This window comes from Shewanella decolorationis S12, from assembly GCF_000485795.1.
Taxonomy (GTDB): domain Bacteria; phylum Pseudomonadota; class Gammaproteobacteria; order Enterobacterales; family Shewanellaceae; genus Shewanella; species Shewanella decolorationis.
Genome location: NZ_AXZL01000072.1, coordinates 151320 through 170482 on the forward strand (window position 1 = coordinate 151320; position 19163 = coordinate 170482).

18 protein-coding genes are annotated in these 19163 nt (G+C 45.7%); 11 read left to right on the forward strand and 7 right to left on the reverse strand.

All coding sequences use genetic code 11. The features are described 5' to 3' along the window. The first annotated feature begins 9 nt into the window (after positions 1-9). Together SHD_RS15770 and SHD_RS15775 are read left to right on the forward strand one after the other, a co-directional pair. Complete coding sequence (locus SHD_RS15770; protein ID WP_023268028.1) at positions 10-645, forward strand: OmpA/MotB family protein; 636 nt, start codon at positions 10-12, stop codon at positions 643-645. A 101-nt stretch (positions 646-746) separates the two neighbouring features. Then, positions 747-1391 (forward strand): HEPN domain-containing protein, encoded by a 645-nt coding sequence (locus SHD_RS15775; protein ID WP_039978547.1) that lies wholly within the window; start codon positions 747-749, stop codon positions 1389-1391. A 112-nt stretch (positions 1392-1503) separates the two neighbouring features. Here the strand turns inward: SHD_RS15775 and SHD_RS15780 are convergent, their stop codons facing one another. Next, positions 1504-1785, reverse strand: coding sequence for a hypothetical protein (locus tag SHD_RS15780; RefSeq protein WP_039978533.1), 282 nt, complete (start codon positions 1783-1785; stop codon positions 1504-1506). A 42-nt stretch (positions 1786-1827) separates the two neighbouring features. Further along, positions 1828-3111 carry a metallophosphoesterase gene (locus tag SHD_RS15785; RefSeq protein WP_023268031.1) on the reverse strand — a complete coding sequence of 428 codons (1284 nt, stop codon included), beginning with the start codon at positions 3109-3111 and terminating at the stop codon, positions 1828-1830. Positions 3112-3638: 527 nt separating this feature from the next. Between SHD_RS15785 and SHD_RS15795 the strand changes: the two genes are divergently transcribed. From SHD_RS15795 to SHD_RS15835, 9 genes are all read left to right on the forward strand, one after another. Then, positions 3639-3827 carry a hypothetical protein gene (locus SHD_RS15795; RefSeq protein WP_023268032.1) on the forward strand — a complete coding sequence of 63 codons (189 nt, stop codon included), beginning with the start codon at positions 3639-3641 and terminating at the stop codon, positions 3825-3827. Between the two features lie 720 nt (positions 3828-4547). After that, positions 4548-4964, forward strand: coding sequence for a CBS domain-containing protein (locus SHD_RS15800; protein WP_023268033.1), 417 nt, complete (start codon positions 4548-4550; stop codon positions 4962-4964). 128 nt (positions 4965-5092) lie between these two features. Continuing rightward, positions 5093-8974, forward strand: a complete 3882-nt coding sequence (hrpA, locus tag SHD_RS15805) for an ATP-dependent RNA helicase HrpA (protein ID WP_023268034.1) — start codon at positions 5093-5095, stop codon at positions 8972-8974. A 740-nt stretch (positions 8975-9714) separates the two neighbouring features. Beyond that, positions 9715-9873 carry a periplasmic nitrate reductase, NapE protein gene (locus SHD_RS15810; RefSeq protein ID WP_011716898.1) on the forward strand — a complete coding sequence of 53 codons (159 nt, stop codon included), beginning with the start codon at positions 9715-9717 and terminating at the stop codon, positions 9871-9873. Positions 9874-9917: 44 nt separating this feature from the next. Then, positions 9918-10175, forward strand: coding sequence for a chaperone NapD (locus SHD_RS15815; RefSeq protein WP_023268036.1), 258 nt, complete (start codon positions 9918-9920; stop codon positions 10173-10175). A gap of 2 nt (positions 10176-10177) precedes the next feature. After that, positions 10178-12667 carry a nitrate reductase catalytic subunit NapA gene (napA, locus tag SHD_RS15820; RefSeq protein ID WP_039978548.1) on the forward strand — a complete coding sequence of 830 codons (2490 nt, stop codon included), beginning with the start codon at positions 10178-10180 and terminating at the stop codon, positions 12665-12667. Positions 12668-12677: 10 nt separating this feature from the next. Continuing rightward, complete coding sequence (locus SHD_RS15825) at positions 12678-13163, forward strand: nitrate reductase cytochrome c-type subunit (RefSeq protein ID WP_023268038.1); 486 nt, start codon at positions 12678-12680, stop codon at positions 13161-13163. An 8-nt stretch (positions 13164-13171) separates the two neighbouring features. Beyond that, positions 13172-13759 (forward strand): cytochrome c3 family protein, encoded by a 588-nt coding sequence (locus SHD_RS15830; RefSeq protein WP_023268039.1) that lies wholly within the window; start codon positions 13172-13174, stop codon positions 13757-13759. A gap of 141 nt (positions 13760-13900) precedes the next feature. Further along, positions 13901-14212, forward strand: a complete 312-nt coding sequence (locus SHD_RS15835; protein ID WP_235056977.1) for a hypothetical protein — start codon at positions 13901-13903, stop codon at positions 14210-14212. A 112-nt stretch (positions 14213-14324) separates the two neighbouring features. Here the strand turns inward: SHD_RS15835 and crr are convergent, their stop codons facing one another. From crr to SHD_RS15860, 5 genes are all read right to left on the reverse strand, one after another. Continuing rightward, the gene (gene crr / locus SHD_RS15840; protein ID WP_023268041.1) at positions 14325-14834 is read right to left on the reverse strand and encodes a PTS glucose transporter subunit IIA; all 510 of its coding nucleotides are present in this window, start codon (positions 14832-14834) and stop codon (positions 14325-14327) included. Between the two features lie 71 nt (positions 14835-14905). Next, the gene (gene ptsP / locus SHD_RS15845) at positions 14906-16609 is read right to left on the reverse strand and encodes a phosphoenolpyruvate--protein phosphotransferase (protein WP_039978535.1); all 1704 of its coding nucleotides are present in this window, start codon (positions 16607-16609) and stop codon (positions 14906-14908) included. Positions 16610-16638: 29 nt separating this feature from the next. After that, positions 16639-16896 carry an HPr family phosphocarrier protein gene (locus tag SHD_RS15850; RefSeq protein WP_023268043.1) on the reverse strand — a complete coding sequence of 86 codons (258 nt, stop codon included), beginning with the start codon at positions 16894-16896 and terminating at the stop codon, positions 16639-16641. Between the two features lie 23 nt (positions 16897-16919). Then, positions 16920-17315, reverse strand: a complete 396-nt coding sequence (locus SHD_RS15855) for an ACT domain-containing protein (RefSeq protein WP_039978536.1) — start codon at positions 17313-17315, stop codon at positions 16920-16922. Positions 17316-17482: 167 nt separating this feature from the next. Beyond that, the gene (locus SHD_RS15860; protein WP_023268045.1) at positions 17483-19126 is read right to left on the reverse strand and encodes a methyl-accepting chemotaxis protein; all 1644 of its coding nucleotides are present in this window, start codon (positions 19124-19126) and stop codon (positions 17483-17485) included. Positions 19127-19163 lie beyond the last annotated feature (37 nt).

The following is a 19163-nucleotide window of genomic DNA, read 5'->3' on the forward strand; positions in this document are numbered from 1 at the left end:
TGAAATCATATGAAAGAAAAACCTAGTGAATGGATAGCCATTTCAGATCTTATGGCTGGAGTAATGGCTGTAGTAATGCTATTGCTTGTTGTGGCAGTTTTGCAAAAAAGCATGAGTGATCTTCGTTACAAAGAGGAGTTAGCTAAAGCGTCGGAAAAGAAAGATGATCCATTACTGAAGGTGACTACATTATTAGATGAAATGTTACGAAACTCTAATGCATCAGAACTCATCGCTTTAGATAAAGCTACGAGAAGGTTAACTCTCCGTGATGGTGTTTTTGAACGGGGGAGCGCTTGCCTCAATACTGAATCCAAAGCAGCGGTAAATGCAATACAAGCTCAATTGGTCAGTTTTTTGCTCGACAATCCTAAAGCAAAAATTTTGGTAGAAGGTTACACAGATAATATTCCTGTTAGCCGACCAGTGACTGATTATCAAAGATTTTGTACTGTTTATGATGATAACTTCACTCTCTCTGCAGCAAGAGCTAGAGAAGCTAGGAGGGAGTTAATTGGTACATTAGACGCTAGTACATCTAAGCGTATAGTCGTTGCTGGATATGGTGAGTCCAAACCTCTGGAAGGTATAGAACCTTCAGATCCAAGAAATCGCAGAGTCGAAGTACAGTTATTGATTGAATAACGAGTCGAACGATTGTTTACTTAACATGTGGCAACTCGTTTATGGTTTATATATTGAACGAGTTCTCATTGCTGAGAAAAATCTTAAAGGGACAAATTGCAATGGATTTTGTACAGCTAAAAAATCAACAAAGGATATTACGTGAACAGTCACCGACCAATCTTAACTTGCGAGTTCATCGAGCGTTAAGCTGGTTGCAACGAGCTGAAATGGCGGATGATGACGATGGTCGTTTTATTTTTCTCTGGATAGCATTTAATGCTGCTTATGCCACTGAGATTGATGAACGATTTAAGTTGTCAGAACAAGAATCTTTTAAAGGTTTTTTAGAGAAGCTGTGCGAGTTAGATAAACAAAAACAGATAGATCTGTTAGTTTGGCGGGAGTTTTCGGGGAGCATCCGTATCTTGCTTGATACCCCGTTCGTGCTACAAAGTTTTTGGGATTTCCATAGTGGTAAAATAACTGAAGACAAATGGAAAGAGCGGCTTTTGCAAGGTAAAAAGATGGCGAGTCACGCCTTATCGAGTGGTAATACTCCTATTCTGCTTGGTGTTATTTTTAATCGCCTTTATACGATGCGCAACCAATTAATCCATGGTGGTGCAACATGGAATAGCTCTGTTAATCGCAAGCAACTTAAAGATTCCGCTAGTTTACTCAGCAAACTTGTACCATTGATTATAGAAATAATGATGACTCATCCTGAAACACTTTGGGGAGATGCATGCTATCCGGTGGTATAACAGCTAGGCGTACAGTCGATGAATTGCTACATGGTCGATTCATAGTCATGCATTCTTACTCGGGAATAAGCGCTTGGCTTGGATGAGCTTATGTACACAAGCATTTTGTGATTTAGTAACCCCAATCGGATCTTGAAGTCAGTTCTTGGATATTGGTGATGTTGCCATCGGCTTCGGTGAATGGAAAGCCTGTGGACAGTTCTATCCCTAATGCATAAGCATCGCAGCATGGGCAAATAGCATAAAAATCCTTCCCCTTTGCTAACACGCTCTCTGGAATCGATTTAATCGACGGGCGCAGCTCTAGTATCTCGAGCAATGTCTGATGGATAATGTCTACTCGGGGAGTACTACACACTTTGCAACTATCACCCACTTTCAAATATCGTGTCATATCTACTTTCCTAATTAAGAGATTGTTGGTATACATCTGCGCTCAATCCAGCTCTGAATTCATCACCAGCCGTAAGCGCTTGGCTAATCGGTCTGCAGCGTCAGAGTCCAACTCCTGATTGAAATAGCTTTTGGTTATACCCATCAGATAGCAGGATAACTCCCCCCAGCTTGCTTGTTGAGCCAAAGTAGCCAAAGGGGTTATATAGTTGTCATATTCGTCACTGCACTCATCGAATCCGTTGACGAAGGCTGGATCCCAATGGTTCAGCAGACACTGACGGATCTCCTCGCATTTTTCTGGCTTTAATAGTACAGAGGTATAGCGATCGGCAAGCTGGTCAAATAACAGCCTTATCGCCGCAACTCCCTTTTGACCAAACTCCATGTCGCTTAAGTAGTTAAAGTTGCGCTCATGCAGTTGATGTTGCGTCTCATCATGCCACCAGCTGTAAGCTACCAGCTCTTCTTGCACACTGGCCGCGTTGTAATCGACACATACCACCTTAGCGCTGAGTGGTGCAGGGAGTCCAGCTAGAGTGTAGTGACCAATAACAACTGGTATCTCTATTATCGGATTGCAATGTTCATCAGCCAGTGGAATAGGAGGGATACGATTGACCATATTTGGCTGTACTTGGGCTATATCTCTATAGGTTTTGGCCTCTTCACTCCACCATTTTATCCGGACTCTGTGACGCTCAGTCCCCGTTTTATCCTGGAAGCTATAACCTTGCGGTAATGCTAATTCTGGACCCTTGAGCAAGATTTCACATAGCTGATATAGCTCGTGCCGCTCGTCGAAGGCATTGGGCCAATGCTCAACCTTCAAGCTGTTATCCTCGTTGAGATATGGCAGAATTCTTTGGATGGTCGCCTCGTGCCAGCAAGCATGAATAGCCCTGACATGACCAAAATCATAAAAGAGAGGCAGCTTCATAAACCAGTCAATCCAAGCTTTATGTAACTCACTTCCCTCGTCCACATCTTGAAGGAAAAGTTGATGCTGTTTGCGGTTGTTATCATTGTGGCTGCGAAGCGGTAAGCCTGTATCTGGGTGCTTTAGTGCCCAACCAACGGCATTAAATTCATGGTTTCCCATCAAGCAACATGCGAGTCCCTGATCGCATAGATCCTTGACCAAGGTTAAAACCCCTTGATGATCGATTCCGACTTCGTGGCCGTTATCGATCAGATCGCCGATGAAAACAAGGTGGCGACGTTCTTGAAGCAGATCCGCAATAAAATCGAGATGCTCGAGCAGTGCACGAAGCTTTCCGTCTTGCCCATGAATATCACCGATAAAAATCAAATCTTGTTGCGTCATAACTCACCAGAGATCAAGCTGTGAAAAAACTTAGCCATAAAGAATAGGGTGCATAAACTCCGGATAAGAACATTTGAACAAATTGCCCTCGTTGAGCTCAGAATTTTAGACCAAGAGAAACCCCATTACACCGGAGTGCCTATGCATAAATTAGTAGAAGTATATTATTATGTCGATGATTTTTTGATATTTTTATTCGATAATGGGAAAGTTATGTTAACCGTTGGTATACTTCAACGTACTGACCGCATGACAATGAGCGAAGTGATGGCTAACATCATACTTTAACTTTCTTAAATAGACTCGTCCTAATTCATGTTGGTACTTTTAAACTTATTTAGAGAGAGTACTTCAGCAAATAAAATATCTTAGCGTGATTATTCACTCGCTTTTAAGTTTTAGATTTGTCGAGCATGTGGGGAAAGTCTGACCGAAGCTGTGCTAATAATATAAGTAAGGTATCCTAGGTTGCCCCTGTGTGTTATTTTGGTTGTGCAAGTATGAAAAACGGAAAAATGAGGTAATTTATGAAACTGGAAGAGGTAATCGAAGCGTTAGAGTTTAACGATTATCAATATACTATTCAGGGGAATGTTATCCGAAGTGGTGGTTTCACCATGATTATTGAAGATGACGTTATCAAAGTAACCAAGCCCCATCATGCCCCAATAGAATTTAATGATTTGGATAAATTTAATTATTTCTTATCGTTATAAAGAAATTGAGAAGAGATGATGTCCATAATTCGTCGCCAGTTTTTTACAGAATAAGATTCTTTTTTAAGCTTCACAGCTGGCTGTTAGTGATAACCCCATTACTCAAAGAACGTCTTATCTAGGTATTGAAGCTATCAAAATAAATCACAGATGTGCGAATATTGGTCAAAAATGACGATTAGCGTTATTTGTTTTAAATTTTTGTTGACTTTTTTGAAATGGAAATAAAACCATTAAATACAATTGGTTATGTTGTTGTTTTGAACTGAAGCTGAGGAGTCGGATTCCCAGGGTAAATCATTGGTCTAATTGAAGAAAATATCAAAAATCGGAAGTAATGCAAAAAGTAATGCAGCCCTGTTTTTGGTATATTTTAATTATATTTTTCAATGCGTTATGTCATGAAGTGGACTCCCTCTCTCCCGCCATATAAAAGCAAGGGGAATCAGTATGTTACTGATTCCCCTTGTTGCTTCTGGAAAAAAATCTGGGCAAAATCTGCGTTTTTCTGTCCGCTCATGTCTATATTTAATCTCTTATCTTTCTGTGTGCTCAATAGCGTTATTCTTTAATTTTCCAAAGAATCTCATTCTGCATCAGGGTTATTTAACCTTCAGATAAGTTCAATCGGTATTAATCACTTAACACTCGCGAGATCTTGACTAGACTACAAAAGGAGGCTTTAACTGTGTTTGTTAAGGATATAGAAAGGGGAACATCATGGATTCAATAAAAGTGCGCGAACATATGGACCGCCAGCCCGTGTTGCTACGCGCCAATATGTCGCTGGCTACTGCGGTTGAAAAACTGTTAGACAATAACAAGATGGGCGCCGCTGTCGTGGATGATAACGGCGATTTAGTGGGATTTTTATCCCAGCAAGATTGCTTAGCTGTCATGCTTAAAAGTAGTTATCACTGCGATATGACGGCAGTAGTAAAAGACTGTATGCGCACCGAAGTCTTGTATGTCGGTCCCGATGACAGCATTTTGCAATTAGCAGAACAGATGCTTGGCCCTAAACCTAAGATTTATCCAGTGGTTGAGCAGGGCAAAGTCGTTGGTACAATAAACCGCACCAATGTGCTGCGTGCCATGAATGTTTATATGCAACAATGTTACTTAGCCCCCGCCTAAGCTCTAAGCGCTAAGCTCTTCAAAAGGGGATTAATTTGCCTATTTTTCATCCTTTTGAGGCCAAATTAGTCGTACCAATACGTCACGTTCCTTGCTAGGATCGCTGTTTTCGATGCTAGCAATGGAATTTGGTTTTGAACTCTGACAAACATCCGCTATCGAGCGACTTTCTCAAGCAGTGCTTTCAAAGTGATGCCTCGCGGATCCGCCGCCGTTTATTTAAGCTCAATAAAGAAGCCGATTCTGACAAGAAAACCCAAGAGTTAGCCAAACTGGCCGAGCAGGCGCAAGCAGCGTTCGAAAAGGTCGAGCAGCGTCTTAAGGCGCGCCCGAATATCCAATACCCAGATAATCTGCCCGTTAGCGGCATGCGCGAAGAGATCGCTAAAGCCATCAGTGAAAACCAAGTGGTGATCATTGCGGGTGAAACTGGTTCTGGTAAAACCACGCAACTGCCTAAAATCTGTTTAGAACTGGGCCTTGGCAGCCGCGGTTTTATTGGTCATACCCAGCCGCGCCGTTTAGCGGCGCGCAGCGTGGCGACACGTGTTGCCGAGGAATTACAAAGTCCGCTCGGCGAAGTCGTGGGCTTTAAGGTGCGTTTTGCCGATGCCTTAAAGAGTGAATCCTATATTAAGCTGATGACTGATGGGATTTTACTGGCGGAGCTAACCTCGGATCGCTATTTAGATCAATACGATACTATCATTATCGACGAGGCGCATGAACGTAGCCTCAACATCGATTTTATCTTGGGTTACCTCAAGCAAATCTTGAAAAAACGTCCCGATCTTAAGATCATCATCACCTCGGCGACTATTGATGTTGAACGTTTCTCTAAGCATTTCAATAATGCACCTATTATCGAAGTCTCTGGCCGGACCTATCCGGTGGAAACCCGTTATCGCCCGCTGGTGCAAGATACTGAAGCGGATCTCGACCAAATCGAAGGGATTTTTGCCGCCGTTGACGAATTAGTCGCCGAAGGCTTGGGCGATATTCTGATCTTTATGAACGGCGAGCGCGAAATTCGTGATACTGCCGAGCAGCTAAATCGTCGCAATTACCGCGATACCGAGATTTTGCCGCTGTATGCACGCCTCTCCTACGGCGAGCAGTCTAAGGTGTTTAGCAGCCATACTGGAAGGCGCATAGTGCTTGCCACTAACGTGGCAGAAACCTCGCTGACAGTCCCAGGAATTCGTTATGTGATTGACCCTGGGACTGCGCGGATCAGCCGTTACAGTTATCGCACTAAGGTGCAGCGTTTACCTATTGAGCCTATTTCACAGGCCAGTGCCAATCAGCGTCAAGGCCGCTGCGGCCGTGTTGGCCCGGGTATTTGTATTCGTTTATACGATGAGGCGGATTTTAACAGTCGTCCCGCGTTTACCGATCCCGAAATCTTACGAACCAATTTGGCGTCGGTGATTTTGCAGATGCTCGCCATCGGCCTTGGCGATATTGCCGCGTTCCCCTTTATTGAGCCGCCCGATCCACGCCATATTCGCGATGGCTTCTTACTGCTTGAGGAATTACAGGCCGTTAAGCAGCAGAAGGGCAATATTGTGTTAACGCCGCTTGGGCGTCAGCTATCACAGATCCCGGTGGATCCGCGTTTAGCGCGTATGGTGGTCGAGAGCCACCAACTTGGTTGCTTAAATGAGGTGTTAGTGATCGCCTCAGGGCTGTCGATTCAAGATCCCCGCGAGCGCCCCATGGATAAAAAGCAGGCGTCCGATGAAGCCCATCGCCGTTTTGCCGATCCCCAGTCTGATTTTGTCAGTTGGGTAAACCTCTGGCAGCACTTAAAAGAGCAGCAAAAGGAATTATCCGCCAGCCAGTTCCGTAAAAAATGCCGCGACGAGTACTTAGCCTACCTGCGTGTGCGCGAATGGCAGGATTTATATAGTCAGCTAAAACAAGCGGTTCACGATTTAAAGTGGCGTTTAAACGACACTCCAGCCAACTACGATGCGCTGCACCGTGCGCTGTTATCGGGTCTGCTTAGCCATATCGGCTTTAAGGACAATAACAACGAATATTTAGGTGCCCGTAACCGTAAGTTTTTTGTGTTCCCAGGTTCACCACTGGCGAAAAAAGGCCCGAAATGGATCATGGCGGCGGAGCTGACCGAAACTTCTAAGCTGTTTGCTCGCTGTTGCGCCAAAATTGAGCCTGAGTGGCTCGAGCCATTAGCGGCGCATCTGATTAAAAAGAATCACTTAGAGCCACATTTTGAGGCGAAACAGGGCAGTGTGATTGCCTTTGAAAACCAAGTGCTCTACGGTTTGACCGTGGTGCATCGCCGCCGCGTGCAATACGGGCCGATCAATCCTGTTGAAGCGCGGGAAATTTTTATCCGTAGCGCGCTCGCCGAAGGGCAGTTACAGACTAAAGAAGCCTTCTTTATCGCTAACCAAAAGTTATTGGAGGATGTCGAAGCGCTCGAGCACAAGTCCCGTCGCCGCGATATTTTAGTCGATGAGCAAGTGTTAATGGACTTTTACGAGCCGCGCATTCCCGAGGGCATCTATAACGCGCCTAAGTTCTTTAGCTGGTGGAAAGAAGCACGCCGGACTCAGCCCGATTTACTCGATTTTAACAAATCTCTGCTGATGCAGCGCAGTGCCGATCATATCTCGGCGCTCGATTTCCCTGACACTTGGCACAAGGGCAATATCCGTTTGCAATTAAGTTATCACTTCGACCCCGCGGCGAGTGATGATGGCGTCTCTGTGCATATTCCGGTGGCGCTACTCAATCAAATCGATGATACGGATTTCGATTGGCTGGTGGCGGGGATGCGAGAGGAGAAATGCGTTGCGCTGATTAAGTCTTTACCTAAGGGGCTGAGACGTAATTTTGTGCCTGCGCCCGATTATGCCCGCGCCTGCGTGCAGGCGATGCAGCCCTTTAGCGCCAGTTTACTCGACGCCATGTGCAAACAGCTGCTGCGTATGAGTGGCACGCGCGTCAATCCCGAAGATTTTGATGTCACCCAAATGCCCGCGCATTTGCTGATGAACTTTAAGATTGAGGATGATAAGGGCAAGTTAGTGGCACAGGGGCGTGTACTCGATACCTTAAAGGCCGAGTTACAGGGCGTGGTCGCTAAAGCGATTCGTCAAGTGGCGGATAAGGGGATTGAAAAGGAAGCGCTCACCGAGTGGTCCTTTGGCGACTTACCTAAGCAATTTGAGCAGCGTAAGGGCAACTATCAAGTACGGGCTTTCCCTGCACTGATTGACAATAAAGACTCAGTTGCTATCAAATTATTTGATGATGAATTTGAGGCACAGGCGGCGCATCGTCAGGGTCTTCGTCGTCTGCTGTTACTCAATATTCCATCGCCAGTAAAACACCTTCAACAGGCACTGCCAAACAAGGCAAAACTGGCGATGTATTTCAATCCATTTGGCCAAGTACAAATTCTGATTGATGACATCATTGCCGCAGCCGTGCAGCAATTGCTCGATGAAAAGGCGTTGGATGTGCGCGATGCTGCTCAGTTCGAACAGGCCAAGGATTGGGTGCGCCAAGAGCTAAATCCTACCGCCGAGCAAATCGCCTTAAAAGTGGAGCAGATTTTGACGCTCTATCAAGGCATTAAAAAACGGACAAAGGGAAAAATTAGCTTAGATATCGCTTTTGCGATGAGTGATATTCAAAGCCAATTAGACCAATTAGTGTTCAAGGGATTTGTCGAAGCCTGTGGTTGGAATCGCTTAGCTGATGTAGCGCGCTACTTAAAGGCGATTGAAACCCGTATCGATAAACTGCCCGTCGATCCGACCCGTGACCGTTTGCATATGCAGAGTATCACTAAAGTGCAGGAGGCCTTAGCGGCGCAGCTTGCTAAGGTGCCACGCTCACAGCCCGTGCCTGCGGCACTGATTGAAGCCCGTTGGATGATTGAAGAATACCGCGTATCTTGCTTTGCACAGGCGCTGGGAACGGCTTATCCCATCTCGGAAAAGCGTATCTTAAACCATATCCTGCTAAGTTAATGATGCTGATACATTACTGATTTAATCTGTAAATTCAGTTGGTTGAGCGCAATGCATCATCTATAACATTAAAAGCCGAACCTTAGTGTTCGGCTTTTTTATGGCTCATTTTCACCTAACTACCACTAGCCGCGACAAACATGCCACTGACGGCGTAGATTTTTGCTATGGGCTATCGTTATGGGCTTTCACTACGGGCTATCGCAGGCCACTAACCCTAAAGAGCAAAGCCGATGGCGAATAAATTGGCCGAATGACTTTTAAAAGATCTAAAAATTGATGGGTCAATTAGCCAATAAGGGAGGGGATTTAGCAGTATCTTGAGTGAGTTAAGGCTTTGACGAAGATGTTAAGACAATTTCGCCGTGGATAATTGGTAATTTGTTCCTTCCTTTACCATCCCCTAATACTCCTTAAGGTATATTTTGTTTAAAACTTGTACGATTTAGTCGCCTTACGCCTATCTCTTTCCCATGCTTTAGCAATTGGTTAATAAGAAAACATAACCAATCAATCTGTTTACAATCTAAAAAAACGCTCAAAAACCATGATCTAACTAAATCTATCACCAAATTGATGATCTGGATCAAGCATCAAAGGGTTTACCGATTTGGAGGTATACAGTTTGTTAACACCTTAACGCTATGATCATTTCGTGGATTAAAGATGTAATTGAGATACCTATAAATCCTGCATTGGTCAGAGCAATCCATCACAGGAATGAACCTCTTGGAGGACGCATGAGTGCTAACAGCGCAGCAGAAAAATCCTTAGAACTGAAAATTTTTATCTTTTTAACCGTATTTCTCGCCCCCCTCTTATCCGTGTTGTTGGTGAGTGGATTGGGATTTGCCATATGGTTTAGCCAAATCTTTACTGGCCCACCGGGTGCAGGTTGAGGCCAAAAGAACAATAACAACAGCATGAATAAGCGGAGTGTCGGATGAGCAAAGAGCTTCATATCACGAGTCTAGTGGTGCAAGTCATGCCACACAAAATGGCGGATGTTAGGCAACACATTATGGCGATTGAAAATGCCGAACTCTCTGTCAATAACGAAGTGAAACTCGTCGTCGTACTTGAAGGTGGCTCCCAACGTGCCTTGATGGACGGTATCGAACAGATTAATGCCATTCCTGGCGTCTTGTCCGCCACTATGGTTTACCACCAGAGTGAAGAGCTCGAAGAGGGTGAAGAATGAACATGAATAGACGTGACTTTATCAAAGCCAATGCGGTGATTGCAGCAGCGGGCGCCGCAGGCTTAGCACTGCCAGCATCGGCGAGCAATTTAATCACCAGCTCAGAACAAACCAAATTAGAGTGGAACAAAGCCCCATGCCGTTTCTGTGGAACGGGTTGCTCTGTGATTGTTGCGACCCGTGATGGCAAAGTGGTTGCCACCCACGGCGATGCAAACAGCGAAGTGAACCGCGGCCTTAACTGTATTAAAGGTTACTTCCTGTCGAAAATTATGTACGGCAGCGATCGTTTAACCACGCCAATGCTAAGAATGACCGACGGCAAGTATGACAAGCACGGTGAATTTACTCCCATTAGTTGGGATAGCGCCTTCGATATCATGGCGCAAAAATGGAAAGAAACCCTCAAGGCCAAAGGCCCTACCGCAGTTGGAATGTTTGGCTCGGGGCAGTGGACCGTCTGGGAAGGCTATGCCGCGGTTAAACTGATGAAGGCGGGGTTTGGCTCTAACAATATCGACCCGAACGCGCGCCACTGTATGGCGTCCGCCGTTGTCGGCTTTATGCGTACCTTCGGTATCGATGAGCCTATGGGTTGTTACGACGATATGGAAGCGGCCGATGCCTTTGTGCTTTGGGGCTCCAACATGGCCGAAATGCACCCCATCCTGTGGACTCGGGTCACTGATCGCCGTTTAAGCGCATCCCATGTGAAGGTCGCAGTTTTATCGACGTTTGAGCATCGCTCCTTCGACTTGGCAGATTTACCCATTGTATTTACGCCGCAAACCGACTTAGCCATCCTGAACTTTATCGCCAACTACATCATTCAAAACGATAAAGTAAACTGGGACTTTGTTAAGAAGCATGTGAACTTCCGCCAAGGTACCACGGATATCGGCTATGGCTTACGTCCAACCCATCCGCTGGAGCAGAAAGCCAAAAACGTGAAAACGGCAGGGGATTCGACTCCGATTGATTTCGATACCTTTAAGGCCTTTGTCGCCGAATATACGGTGGAGAAGGTCAGCAAGATGTCGGGTGTGCCAGAGGCTAAACTTATCGAATTGGCCAAACTCTATGCTGATCCCGAGACCAAGGTCACTTCCTTCTGGACCATGGGCTTTAACCAACATACCCGCGGTGTGTGGTGTAACAACCTGATTTATAACATCCACTTACTGACAGGTAAGATTTCAACTCCCGGTAACAGTCCGTTCTCGTTAACCGGTCAGCCGTCAGCCTGTGGGACGGCACGCGAAGTGGGAACCTTCTCCCACCGTTTACCCGCCGACATGGTGGTGACTAACCCTGAGCATAGAAAACACGCAGAAGAAATTTGGAAGATCCCCAGTGGCATTATTCCGCCAAAACCCGGTTATCACGCCGTCGAGCAAAACCGCCGCTTAAAAGATGGCGACTTGAACTGCTATTGGGTACAAGTGAACAACAATATGCAGGCGGGGCCGAATATCAATGAGGAAGGCTTACCTGGCTATCGCAATCCCGCCAACTTTATTGTGGTGTCCGATGCCTATCCCACTGTAACGACTCAGGCTGCGGACTTAATTCTGCCAACCGCCATGTGGGTTGAAAAAGAGGGCGCCTATGGTAATGCCGAGCGTCGCACTCAATTCTGGCATCAAATGGTGCAGGCGCCGGGCGATTCCCACTCGGATCTGTGGCAGTTGATGGAGTTCTCTAAGCGCTTTACGACCGATGAAGTTTGGTCGAAGGAAGTCTTAGCCGCTAACCCACAATTTAAGGGCAAAACCTTATTTGAAGTGCTGTACAAAAATGGCAATGTCGATAAGTTCCCGCTGGCCGATACCGATCCTAAATACTTGAACAACGAAGCGAAACATTTTGGCTTCTATGTCCAAAAAGGCCTGTTTGAAGAATACGCTACCTTTGGCCGTGGCCATGGTCACGATTTAGCACCTTTCGATGCCTACCACGAAGCCCATGGTATTCGCTGGCCGGTGGTCAATGGTAAAGAAACCAAATGGCGTTTCCGTGAGGGCAGCGATCCGTATGTTAAACCGGGCTCAGGCTTTGAGTTTTACGGTAAGCCCGATGGCCGCGCGGTGATTTATGCCTTGCCCTTCGAGCCGCCTGCAGAGTCGCCAGACACTGAATACGATATGTGGTTATCCACCGGACGGGTGCTAGAGCATTGGCACTCAGGTTCGATGACGCAACGCGTGCCAGAGCTTTATCGTGCCTTCCCCGATGCAGTGTGTTTTATGCACCCAGAAGATGCGAAAAAACGCGGTTTACGCCGTGGGGATGAAGTGCGCGTGGTGTCTCGCCGCGGTGAAATCAAAACCCGTGTCGAAACCCGTGGCCGTAATAAACCACCTGTGGGACTTGTGTTCGTACCTTGGTTCGATGCCAGTCAGCTCATTAACAAAGTCACCTTGGATGCGACAGATCCTCTGTCAAAACAAACCGACTTTAAGAAATGTGCCGTGAAAATCGTCAAGGTATAAGGAGTACAGGATGAAAACATTCAAATTAGTCTCAGCATTCAGTGTGCTTGCCTTCTCCACCCTGATGATGACCAGTGTGACTGCGGCGAGCATTCCTGAGGACAGAATCGATACTTTGCGTCAGGCGCCAATTAACGTTGAGCCAAACCCGCCCGCCATGCAGGCGGTGCTGAACAAAGATATCAAAGAGATGCGTAACTACCCGATGCAACCTCCGGTGATCCCGCACAAGATCGACGGCTATCAGCTCGATCTTAAGGTTAACAAGTGCATGTCATGTCATGCCAGACACCGCACGGGGGACTCCCAAGCGCCTATGGTCAGCGTGACTCACTATATGGATAGGGATAACAACTTCTTAGCTGAGCTTTCGCCAAGACGTTACTTCTGCACTCAGTGCCATGTGCCGCAACTGGATGCCAAATTACTGGTCGAGAACGACTTTGTGGATATGGATCATCTGATTAAAGCGAACACTGAGCAGAATAAACACTAGGAGTCAGCATGTTAGATAAACTTAAAAAGATCTGGCAAGTTCTCAATCGTCCGAGTGTGCACTACAGTTTAGGTTTTTTAACCTTAGGTGGCTTTGTGGCGGGGGTGATCTTCTGGGGGGGCTTTAACACGGCGCTTGAAGCCACCAACAAAGAAGCCTTCTGTATCGGTTGCCATGAAATGGAAAATAACGTCTATCAAGAGTTACAGTCGACTATCCATTTCACGAACCGCAGTGGTGTGCGTGCGACTTGTCCTGACTGCCATGTGCCGCACAACTGGACCGATAAGATTGCCCGTAAGATGCAGGCATCGAAAGAAGTGTGGGGTAAAGTGTTTGGTACCATCAATACCCGCGAAAAGTTTGAGAACAAGCGTCGCGAACTGGCCGAACATGAGTGGGCGAGACTAAAGGCGAACGACTCGCTTGAGTGCCGTAACTGCCATAACTTTACCTACATGGACTTTACTAGACAGTCGCCACGCGCTGCCCAGATGCACTCAACATCCTTAGCCAGTGGTGAGAAAACCTGTATCGATTGCCATAAAGGGATTGCCCATCATCTTCCCGATATGGCGGGGGTTGAAGGCTTCTAAACTCGACTCACATTCCATCTCCAGCCAAAGGCCAAGTGCTCTCCACACTTGGTCTTTTTATGTTATTATCTGTTTGAAAAATATAAACTATTAGATAAGTTGACTCAGATGCTGATGAACAATACCAAATGGCGTGAATGTATGAACATTCTCGCCTCTCACAGTGTTTATTTACAAATGCGATTGGTTGGAGAAACTAATTTTCCATTAGACCATGAAGTATCAAATCAGGCGATTTCCCATATTGGGGCTAAGGACTGCATATTTGTCAGGCGTGTTATTGCCTATAAATCTATTGCAGGTATTCGCATTGTGAAAACACATTTACCGCCTTCAGCGACAACGATATCCGGGGAGTTGTTTGCCGAGATCAAAGCGCAACTATCAGGGGTAGGGCAATTATCACTTGCGGAAGATCCTGAATTTTTAACTCTTTATGGCTATTCGTTATAGAGGGAAAATAGCACCCTAGGCTAAATTTAACCACCGACAGTCTAATTAGACTGCCAGTGGCGATATCAACAAGTGAGGGGAGTTGGATGAGGGATGCTTTAAGCTGGGGAGACTAAAGCTGTACCGTAAAAATAGGATCTTTCCCTGCGGTCACGCAGCCCTGAGCTTTATCGAGGTATTTCACATCTTCCATATTGGCAAGCACTACTGGGGTTAGTAGGCTATCGACTTGATCTTTTAAGTATTCAATATCGAAAGATAAAATAGGATCGCCCACTTTTACCACTTGTCCTTCTTCTGCCAAACGACTAAAACCACGTCCTCTAAGTTCTACTGTTCCTACACCAAAGTGCACAAACAGTTCTAACCCTTGTGGTGATTCAATGCTAAAGGCATGATTTGTTTCAAAAATTTTACCGATAGTGCCGTCTATTGGTGCGACAATGGTGTCTCCTTTTGGGGCGATAGCAATACCGTCACCCACAATTTTCTCTGCAAACACCACATCGGGAACCTTTTCAATCGCGACAATTTCCCCATTGACAGGAGCATAAACCATAATGCCACCAGCAAGTTGTGGCTGTCCCGATACCAATCGCCTTATGCGGCTTAAAAATCCCATAATCCGATGCCCCTTCGCTTGTTTTTGTTGTTATCTTTTGGTCTGCAAAGCAGCATAACCAATAAAATGTTTTATTTATAGTTTGTTATACACTGCTGAAGATCTGAAATTCTATTCTGTTGTGTTGCACTGTGCGCTAACGCAGAAAATTTCGCCAATTCCCCTTGGCAAATCGCCGCTTTCACCTCAAGCAATGAGTTTAAATTAACACTCAGTTCATCCAATCCCATACCTATAAGCAGGGGGACCAATTGTGGTGAACTGGCTAATTCACCACAGAGTGAGACTGTTACCCCAGCGGATTTTGCCTGCATGATAGTCATTTTGATCAGCGCTAATATTGCAGGTGAAAGTGACGGGTAATCCCGTGTGAGTTGCGGATTGGTGCGATCCGCCGCCATAGCGTATTGGGTTAGGTCATTGGTACCTATGCTGACAAAATCCAGCATGGGTAGCATAGAAGCTAAGTTCATCACCGCGGCGGGCGTCTCGACCACTATACCGTAACTCAGTTCTCCATAACCCTTTTCTTCATCCTCAAGGGCATCTTGGCATTCAGCTATTAACGCAAAAATACGGTCGAGCTCTTCAACTTGATTTACCATCGGAAACATTAAACGAATAGGGCCATGGTTGGCTGCTCGCAAGATGGCTCGGAGCTGGGTCTTGAAGAGTTCTGGGTGCGCTAAAGTGTATCTCACTCCACGCATACCTAACGCCGGATTATCCTCTACTTCTTGACATAAGCAGGGCATTTCTTTATCTGCGCCAATATCTAATGTTCTAATCGTAAAGGTTTTGCCTCCAAGCGCATGTAAAGCTTCACAGTAAAGATTGTACTGGGCTTTTTCATCCGGCAGGGTGCTGGTATGCATTAACATAAACTCGGTGCGGAACAATCCTATCCCATCAGCCCCTTCATCTTGAACGTGGGTTATCTCATTTAAATTACCGACGTTTGCCATCAGACCGATTTGATGACCATCGCGTGTTTTTGCCGGAACATCACGATATGCCTGAAGGGCTAAACGTCGTGCCTGTTCATGGTGTAGAGTAACCGTTAATCTTGCCTGTTGTTCCGGCTGTGGATTGACAAAGAGTTCACCACTTAGGGCATCGAGCACTAGGGGAGTGCCATTTGGGATTAACTCGGCATCAAACTGGCAGCTAAGAATGGCTGGAATACCTGCTGCTCTAGCCAAAATGGCGGTATGACTGGTGAGGCCACCCGTTTTAAGCACTATGCCGCTGATTTGCGCTTTAGGGAGTAAAGCAAACTCTGCCGGGGTCAGATCCTGAGCTAAGAGTATAGTTGGCTCCGACAGATGGGCTAATCCCTGCTCTAGACGTCCATTAATCGCCGTTACTATGCGTTGTCCGAGGCAGCGTACATCTTGGGCGCGATTTGCAAGGTAAGGATCGTCTAAGGATTCGAGTTCATTTGCTTGATGTGCGAATATCCGCTCAACAGCGACACTGGCAGAAAGTTGTAGGGTGCGGATAGCTTCTTTAACTTGTGCTATCAGCTCGTCATCTTCGAGCAGTAATAGATCGGCTTCAATCAGTTGATAGTTTTCACTTTCGGGTTCGAGCTTTGCCAAACTCAGACTGAGCTGATGCTTGAGTGCCTGTAATGCTTTAAGAAATTTACTTTGCTGCTGGGGGATCCTAGAAAGCGGAATAGGGCGATAATCGAGGTGGTTTTCGCTATGGCTTAGGTGCAAAGCCTTACCGAAGGCTATACCCGATGACACTATAATCCCCGTTATCGACATAGTTATTCCTAATATTATTGGGCGATTTGTTAACTTAGGGTAATCAATAAGGTCGAGACTTTTTCGACGGCTTCCTGTGCCTGATCTCCCTCGGCGAAAACTCTGACAGTTACGCCGTGGTACAAACCTAATGTTTGCAGTTTAAATAAGCTTTTGGCGCTGGCTTGCTTGCCGTTACATTCAACTAAAACGTCACAATCGAAGGTTTTTGCTTCTTTCACCAACAGTGCAGCAGGACGGGTATGAATACCATGTTTGGCCGTGATAGTGACAGATTTTTCGTACATAGTGGCTTAACTCTTTAACGTGATTACGGCGCTTCGTTTGACTCAATAATTTTATAACTCGCCTTTCTTAATGCAGTAATGGCATTTTGAAGACAAGTTTTCTTGACGAGAATATAGTCGGTATCGAAGGTGGATAGGGCGAAAATACTAATTTGCGCATCGGCGAGTGTACTTGCTATTTTTGATAAAATGCCCGTCATTGAAAAACCCAGTGGCCCGAGCACTTCTAAACAACTCCACCCCATTTCTTGCTCTAAACTGTCGAGTTCGAGTTCACTCGGTACAACCAGAGTGAGACCTTCTTCAGTTTTACCGATAAAGTAGACCTTTTCAGTAAAAACGTGACTTGGAATTTGCGCATTAGGGCTAAAGCTGTGGATGCTGTACTGCCGCGGGTGTACGGCTAAGGTCATACGCATAAACGTTTCCTCAATCGACATATTTGTGCAAGTTATAAATTCACCTTATAGCATGAAATACAGCATAAAAGACATGAATAATGCTTTTTAACTTTCGTCGAATTTTAAACGAAAAGAGGACGTATTAATACGTCCTCTTTTGGCATCTGATGCAAGGTTTCGTTAGATTAGATTTTAAATTGGCCTAAGGTGCGAGACATATCTTGGCTAATATCCTGCAAAGATTGCGCTGCTTGGCTGTTACTGTCATTAGCTTTGACTGAGACTTCCGTTAACTCCGAAATATTGCAGATATTGCGATTAATCTCTTCTGTTACTAAGGATTGCTCCTCAGTCGCACTTGCCAGTTGCGTGTTCATATCACTGATATGGGCAATCAGTTCAAGAATTGTCGCCATCGCATGACCGGCTTCTTGCACTTTCGCTTGCAATTCTTCCGACTGACGTTGTGTTTGGCTGTTGCTTTGCATCACCGAACCCACACCAGTTTGTATTTCAGAGATGATTTTTTGGATCTCATTGGTGGAGTCTTGAGTACGGTTGGCGAGTGCTCTAACTTCATCGGCGACTACCGCAAAACCACGTCCATGGGCTCCCGCACGCGCAGCCTCAATGGCCGCGTTGAGAGCGAGTAAATTTGTTTGTTCAGCAATCGCACGGATCACATCTAAAATACTGCCAATTTGACCAGATGCGTGCCCCAGTTTTTGAGTGATGGCTTCAGCAGCCTTAAGTTCTAACACTAACTTCTCGGTGTCACGGACGGTGTTATCAATCACACCTTTGCTTTGTTGAGCTTGGTTTTTCACGCTGGTTGCTGCATCTGCATCTGCAGCTTGTTGAGTGTTACTCGCCATTTCATGGGTGGTGGAAAGCATCTGATTAACCGCGGTAGCCACGCTGCCTGTTTCACGGTGAATATGCTCGGCACTTTGGTTGGACTCTTCAACGGCAAGCATCAAAACTTTGGCATCGTTGTCTAAGGTTTGTCCTAAGGGTTGTAAATGGCCCACCATATCACCAATTTTTTGGGCAAATAGATTAAAGGCGCTAGCGAGATGGGCTACTTCATCTTTACCTTTGGTATTAAGGCGTTGACTCAAATCGCCTTCGCCTTGAGCGATATCTTCAAGCGCTTCAATCGCATCATTCAGCGGTGAGGTGATTGAATGATTCAGTACAAGGAAGAAGCCAAAAATGGGCACAGAAATCAAAAACATGATAATCAGATAATCGATCATCACATTATCAAGACTCTCTTTGACATCGCTTAAGTATGCGCCAGTAATAACAGTCCAGCCCCATTGTGGGTAATAGCGGGCTTCAGCGAGTTTATCCTCAACCTTTTTAGACACTGGGTTTGCAATGGGATACTCCAGCATCGACTTTCCATTTTGCCTAGCTTGAGACAACATCGTTATCAGTGGGTTAGTACCATTGGGAAGCTTAAAGTTTTGCGCTGAGGTGCCTATAAGGCTGGGGTTTTCACCATGGGCAAGGATTTGGTTGCTATCGTCAATAACAATAAAATAACCCACACCAGCATAACGTGTCTGGTTAATAAGGCTCGCCGCAGCCTGTTTAGCTTCCGGTTCAGTGAGTTTGCTACTGACTGCATACTGTCGATAAACGTCAATAACACTGAGAACACTGCCAAGCTGGCCATCGATTTGTAGCCATTTTTGTTCAATCAAATTACTGTATTGTTCCTTGATTGAAAAACTAGCAAAGCAGACAGTACCAATCGCCGCCATCACTAACATCATCATAAGACGTTTCAAAATGGTGAATTGGCGTAAAAACGTGATCATTTGGAGTCCTTAAGGCGCTTAACGAGTGGGCTTCAAT

Coding starts and splice junctions, on each gene's coding strand:
- SHD_RS15770 (WP_023268028.1), top strand. CDS start 10: ATGAAAGAAAAACCTAGTGAATGGATAGCCATTTCAGATCTTATGGCT.
- SHD_RS15775 (WP_039978547.1), top strand. CDS start 747: ATGGATTTTGTACAGCTAAAAAATCAACAAAGGATATTACGTGAACAG.
- SHD_RS15780 (WP_039978533.1), bottom strand. CDS start 1,785: ATGACACGATATTTGAAAGTGGGTGATAGTTGCAAAGTGTGTAGTACT.
- SHD_RS15785 (WP_023268031.1), bottom strand. CDS start 3,111: ATGACGCAACAAGATTTGATTTTTATCGGTGATATTCATGGGCAAGAC.
- SHD_RS15795 (WP_023268032.1), top strand. CDS start 3,639: ATGAAACTGGAAGAGGTAATCGAAGCGTTAGAGTTTAACGATTATCAA.
- SHD_RS15800 (WP_023268033.1), top strand. CDS start 4,548: ATGGATTCAATAAAAGTGCGCGAACATATGGACCGCCAGCCCGTGTTG.
- SHD_RS15810 (WP_011716898.1), top strand. CDS start 9,715: ATGAGTGCTAACAGCGCAGCAGAAAAATCCTTAGAACTGAAAATTTTT.
- SHD_RS15815 (WP_023268036.1), top strand. CDS start 9,918: ATGAGCAAAGAGCTTCATATCACGAGTCTAGTGGTGCAAGTCATGCCA.
- napA (WP_039978548.1), top strand. CDS start 10,178: ATGAATAGACGTGACTTTATCAAAGCCAATGCGGTGATTGCAGCAGCG.
- SHD_RS15825 (WP_023268038.1), top strand. CDS start 12,678: ATGAAAACATTCAAATTAGTCTCAGCATTCAGTGTGCTTGCCTTCTCC.
- SHD_RS15830 (WP_023268039.1), top strand. CDS start 13,172: ATGTTAGATAAACTTAAAAAGATCTGGCAAGTTCTCAATCGTCCGAGT.
- SHD_RS15835 (WP_235056977.1), top strand. CDS start 13,901: ATGAACATTCTCGCCTCTCACAGTGTTTATTTACAAATGCGATTGGTT.
- crr (WP_023268041.1), bottom strand. CDS start 14,834: ATGGGATTTTTAAGCCGCATAAGGCGATTGGTATCGGGACAGCCACAA.
- ptsP (WP_039978535.1), bottom strand. CDS start 16,609: ATGTCGATAACGGGGATTATAGTGTCATCGGGTATAGCCTTCGGTAAG.
- SHD_RS15850 (WP_023268043.1), bottom strand. CDS start 16,896: ATGTACGAAAAATCTGTCACTATCACGGCCAAACATGGTATTCATACC.
- SHD_RS15855 (WP_039978536.1), bottom strand. CDS start 17,315: ATGCGTATGACCTTAGCCGTACACCCGCGGCAGTACAGCATCCACAGC.
- SHD_RS15860 (WP_023268045.1), bottom strand. CDS start 19,126: ATGATCACGTTTTTACGCCAATTCACCATTTTGAAACGTCTTATGATG.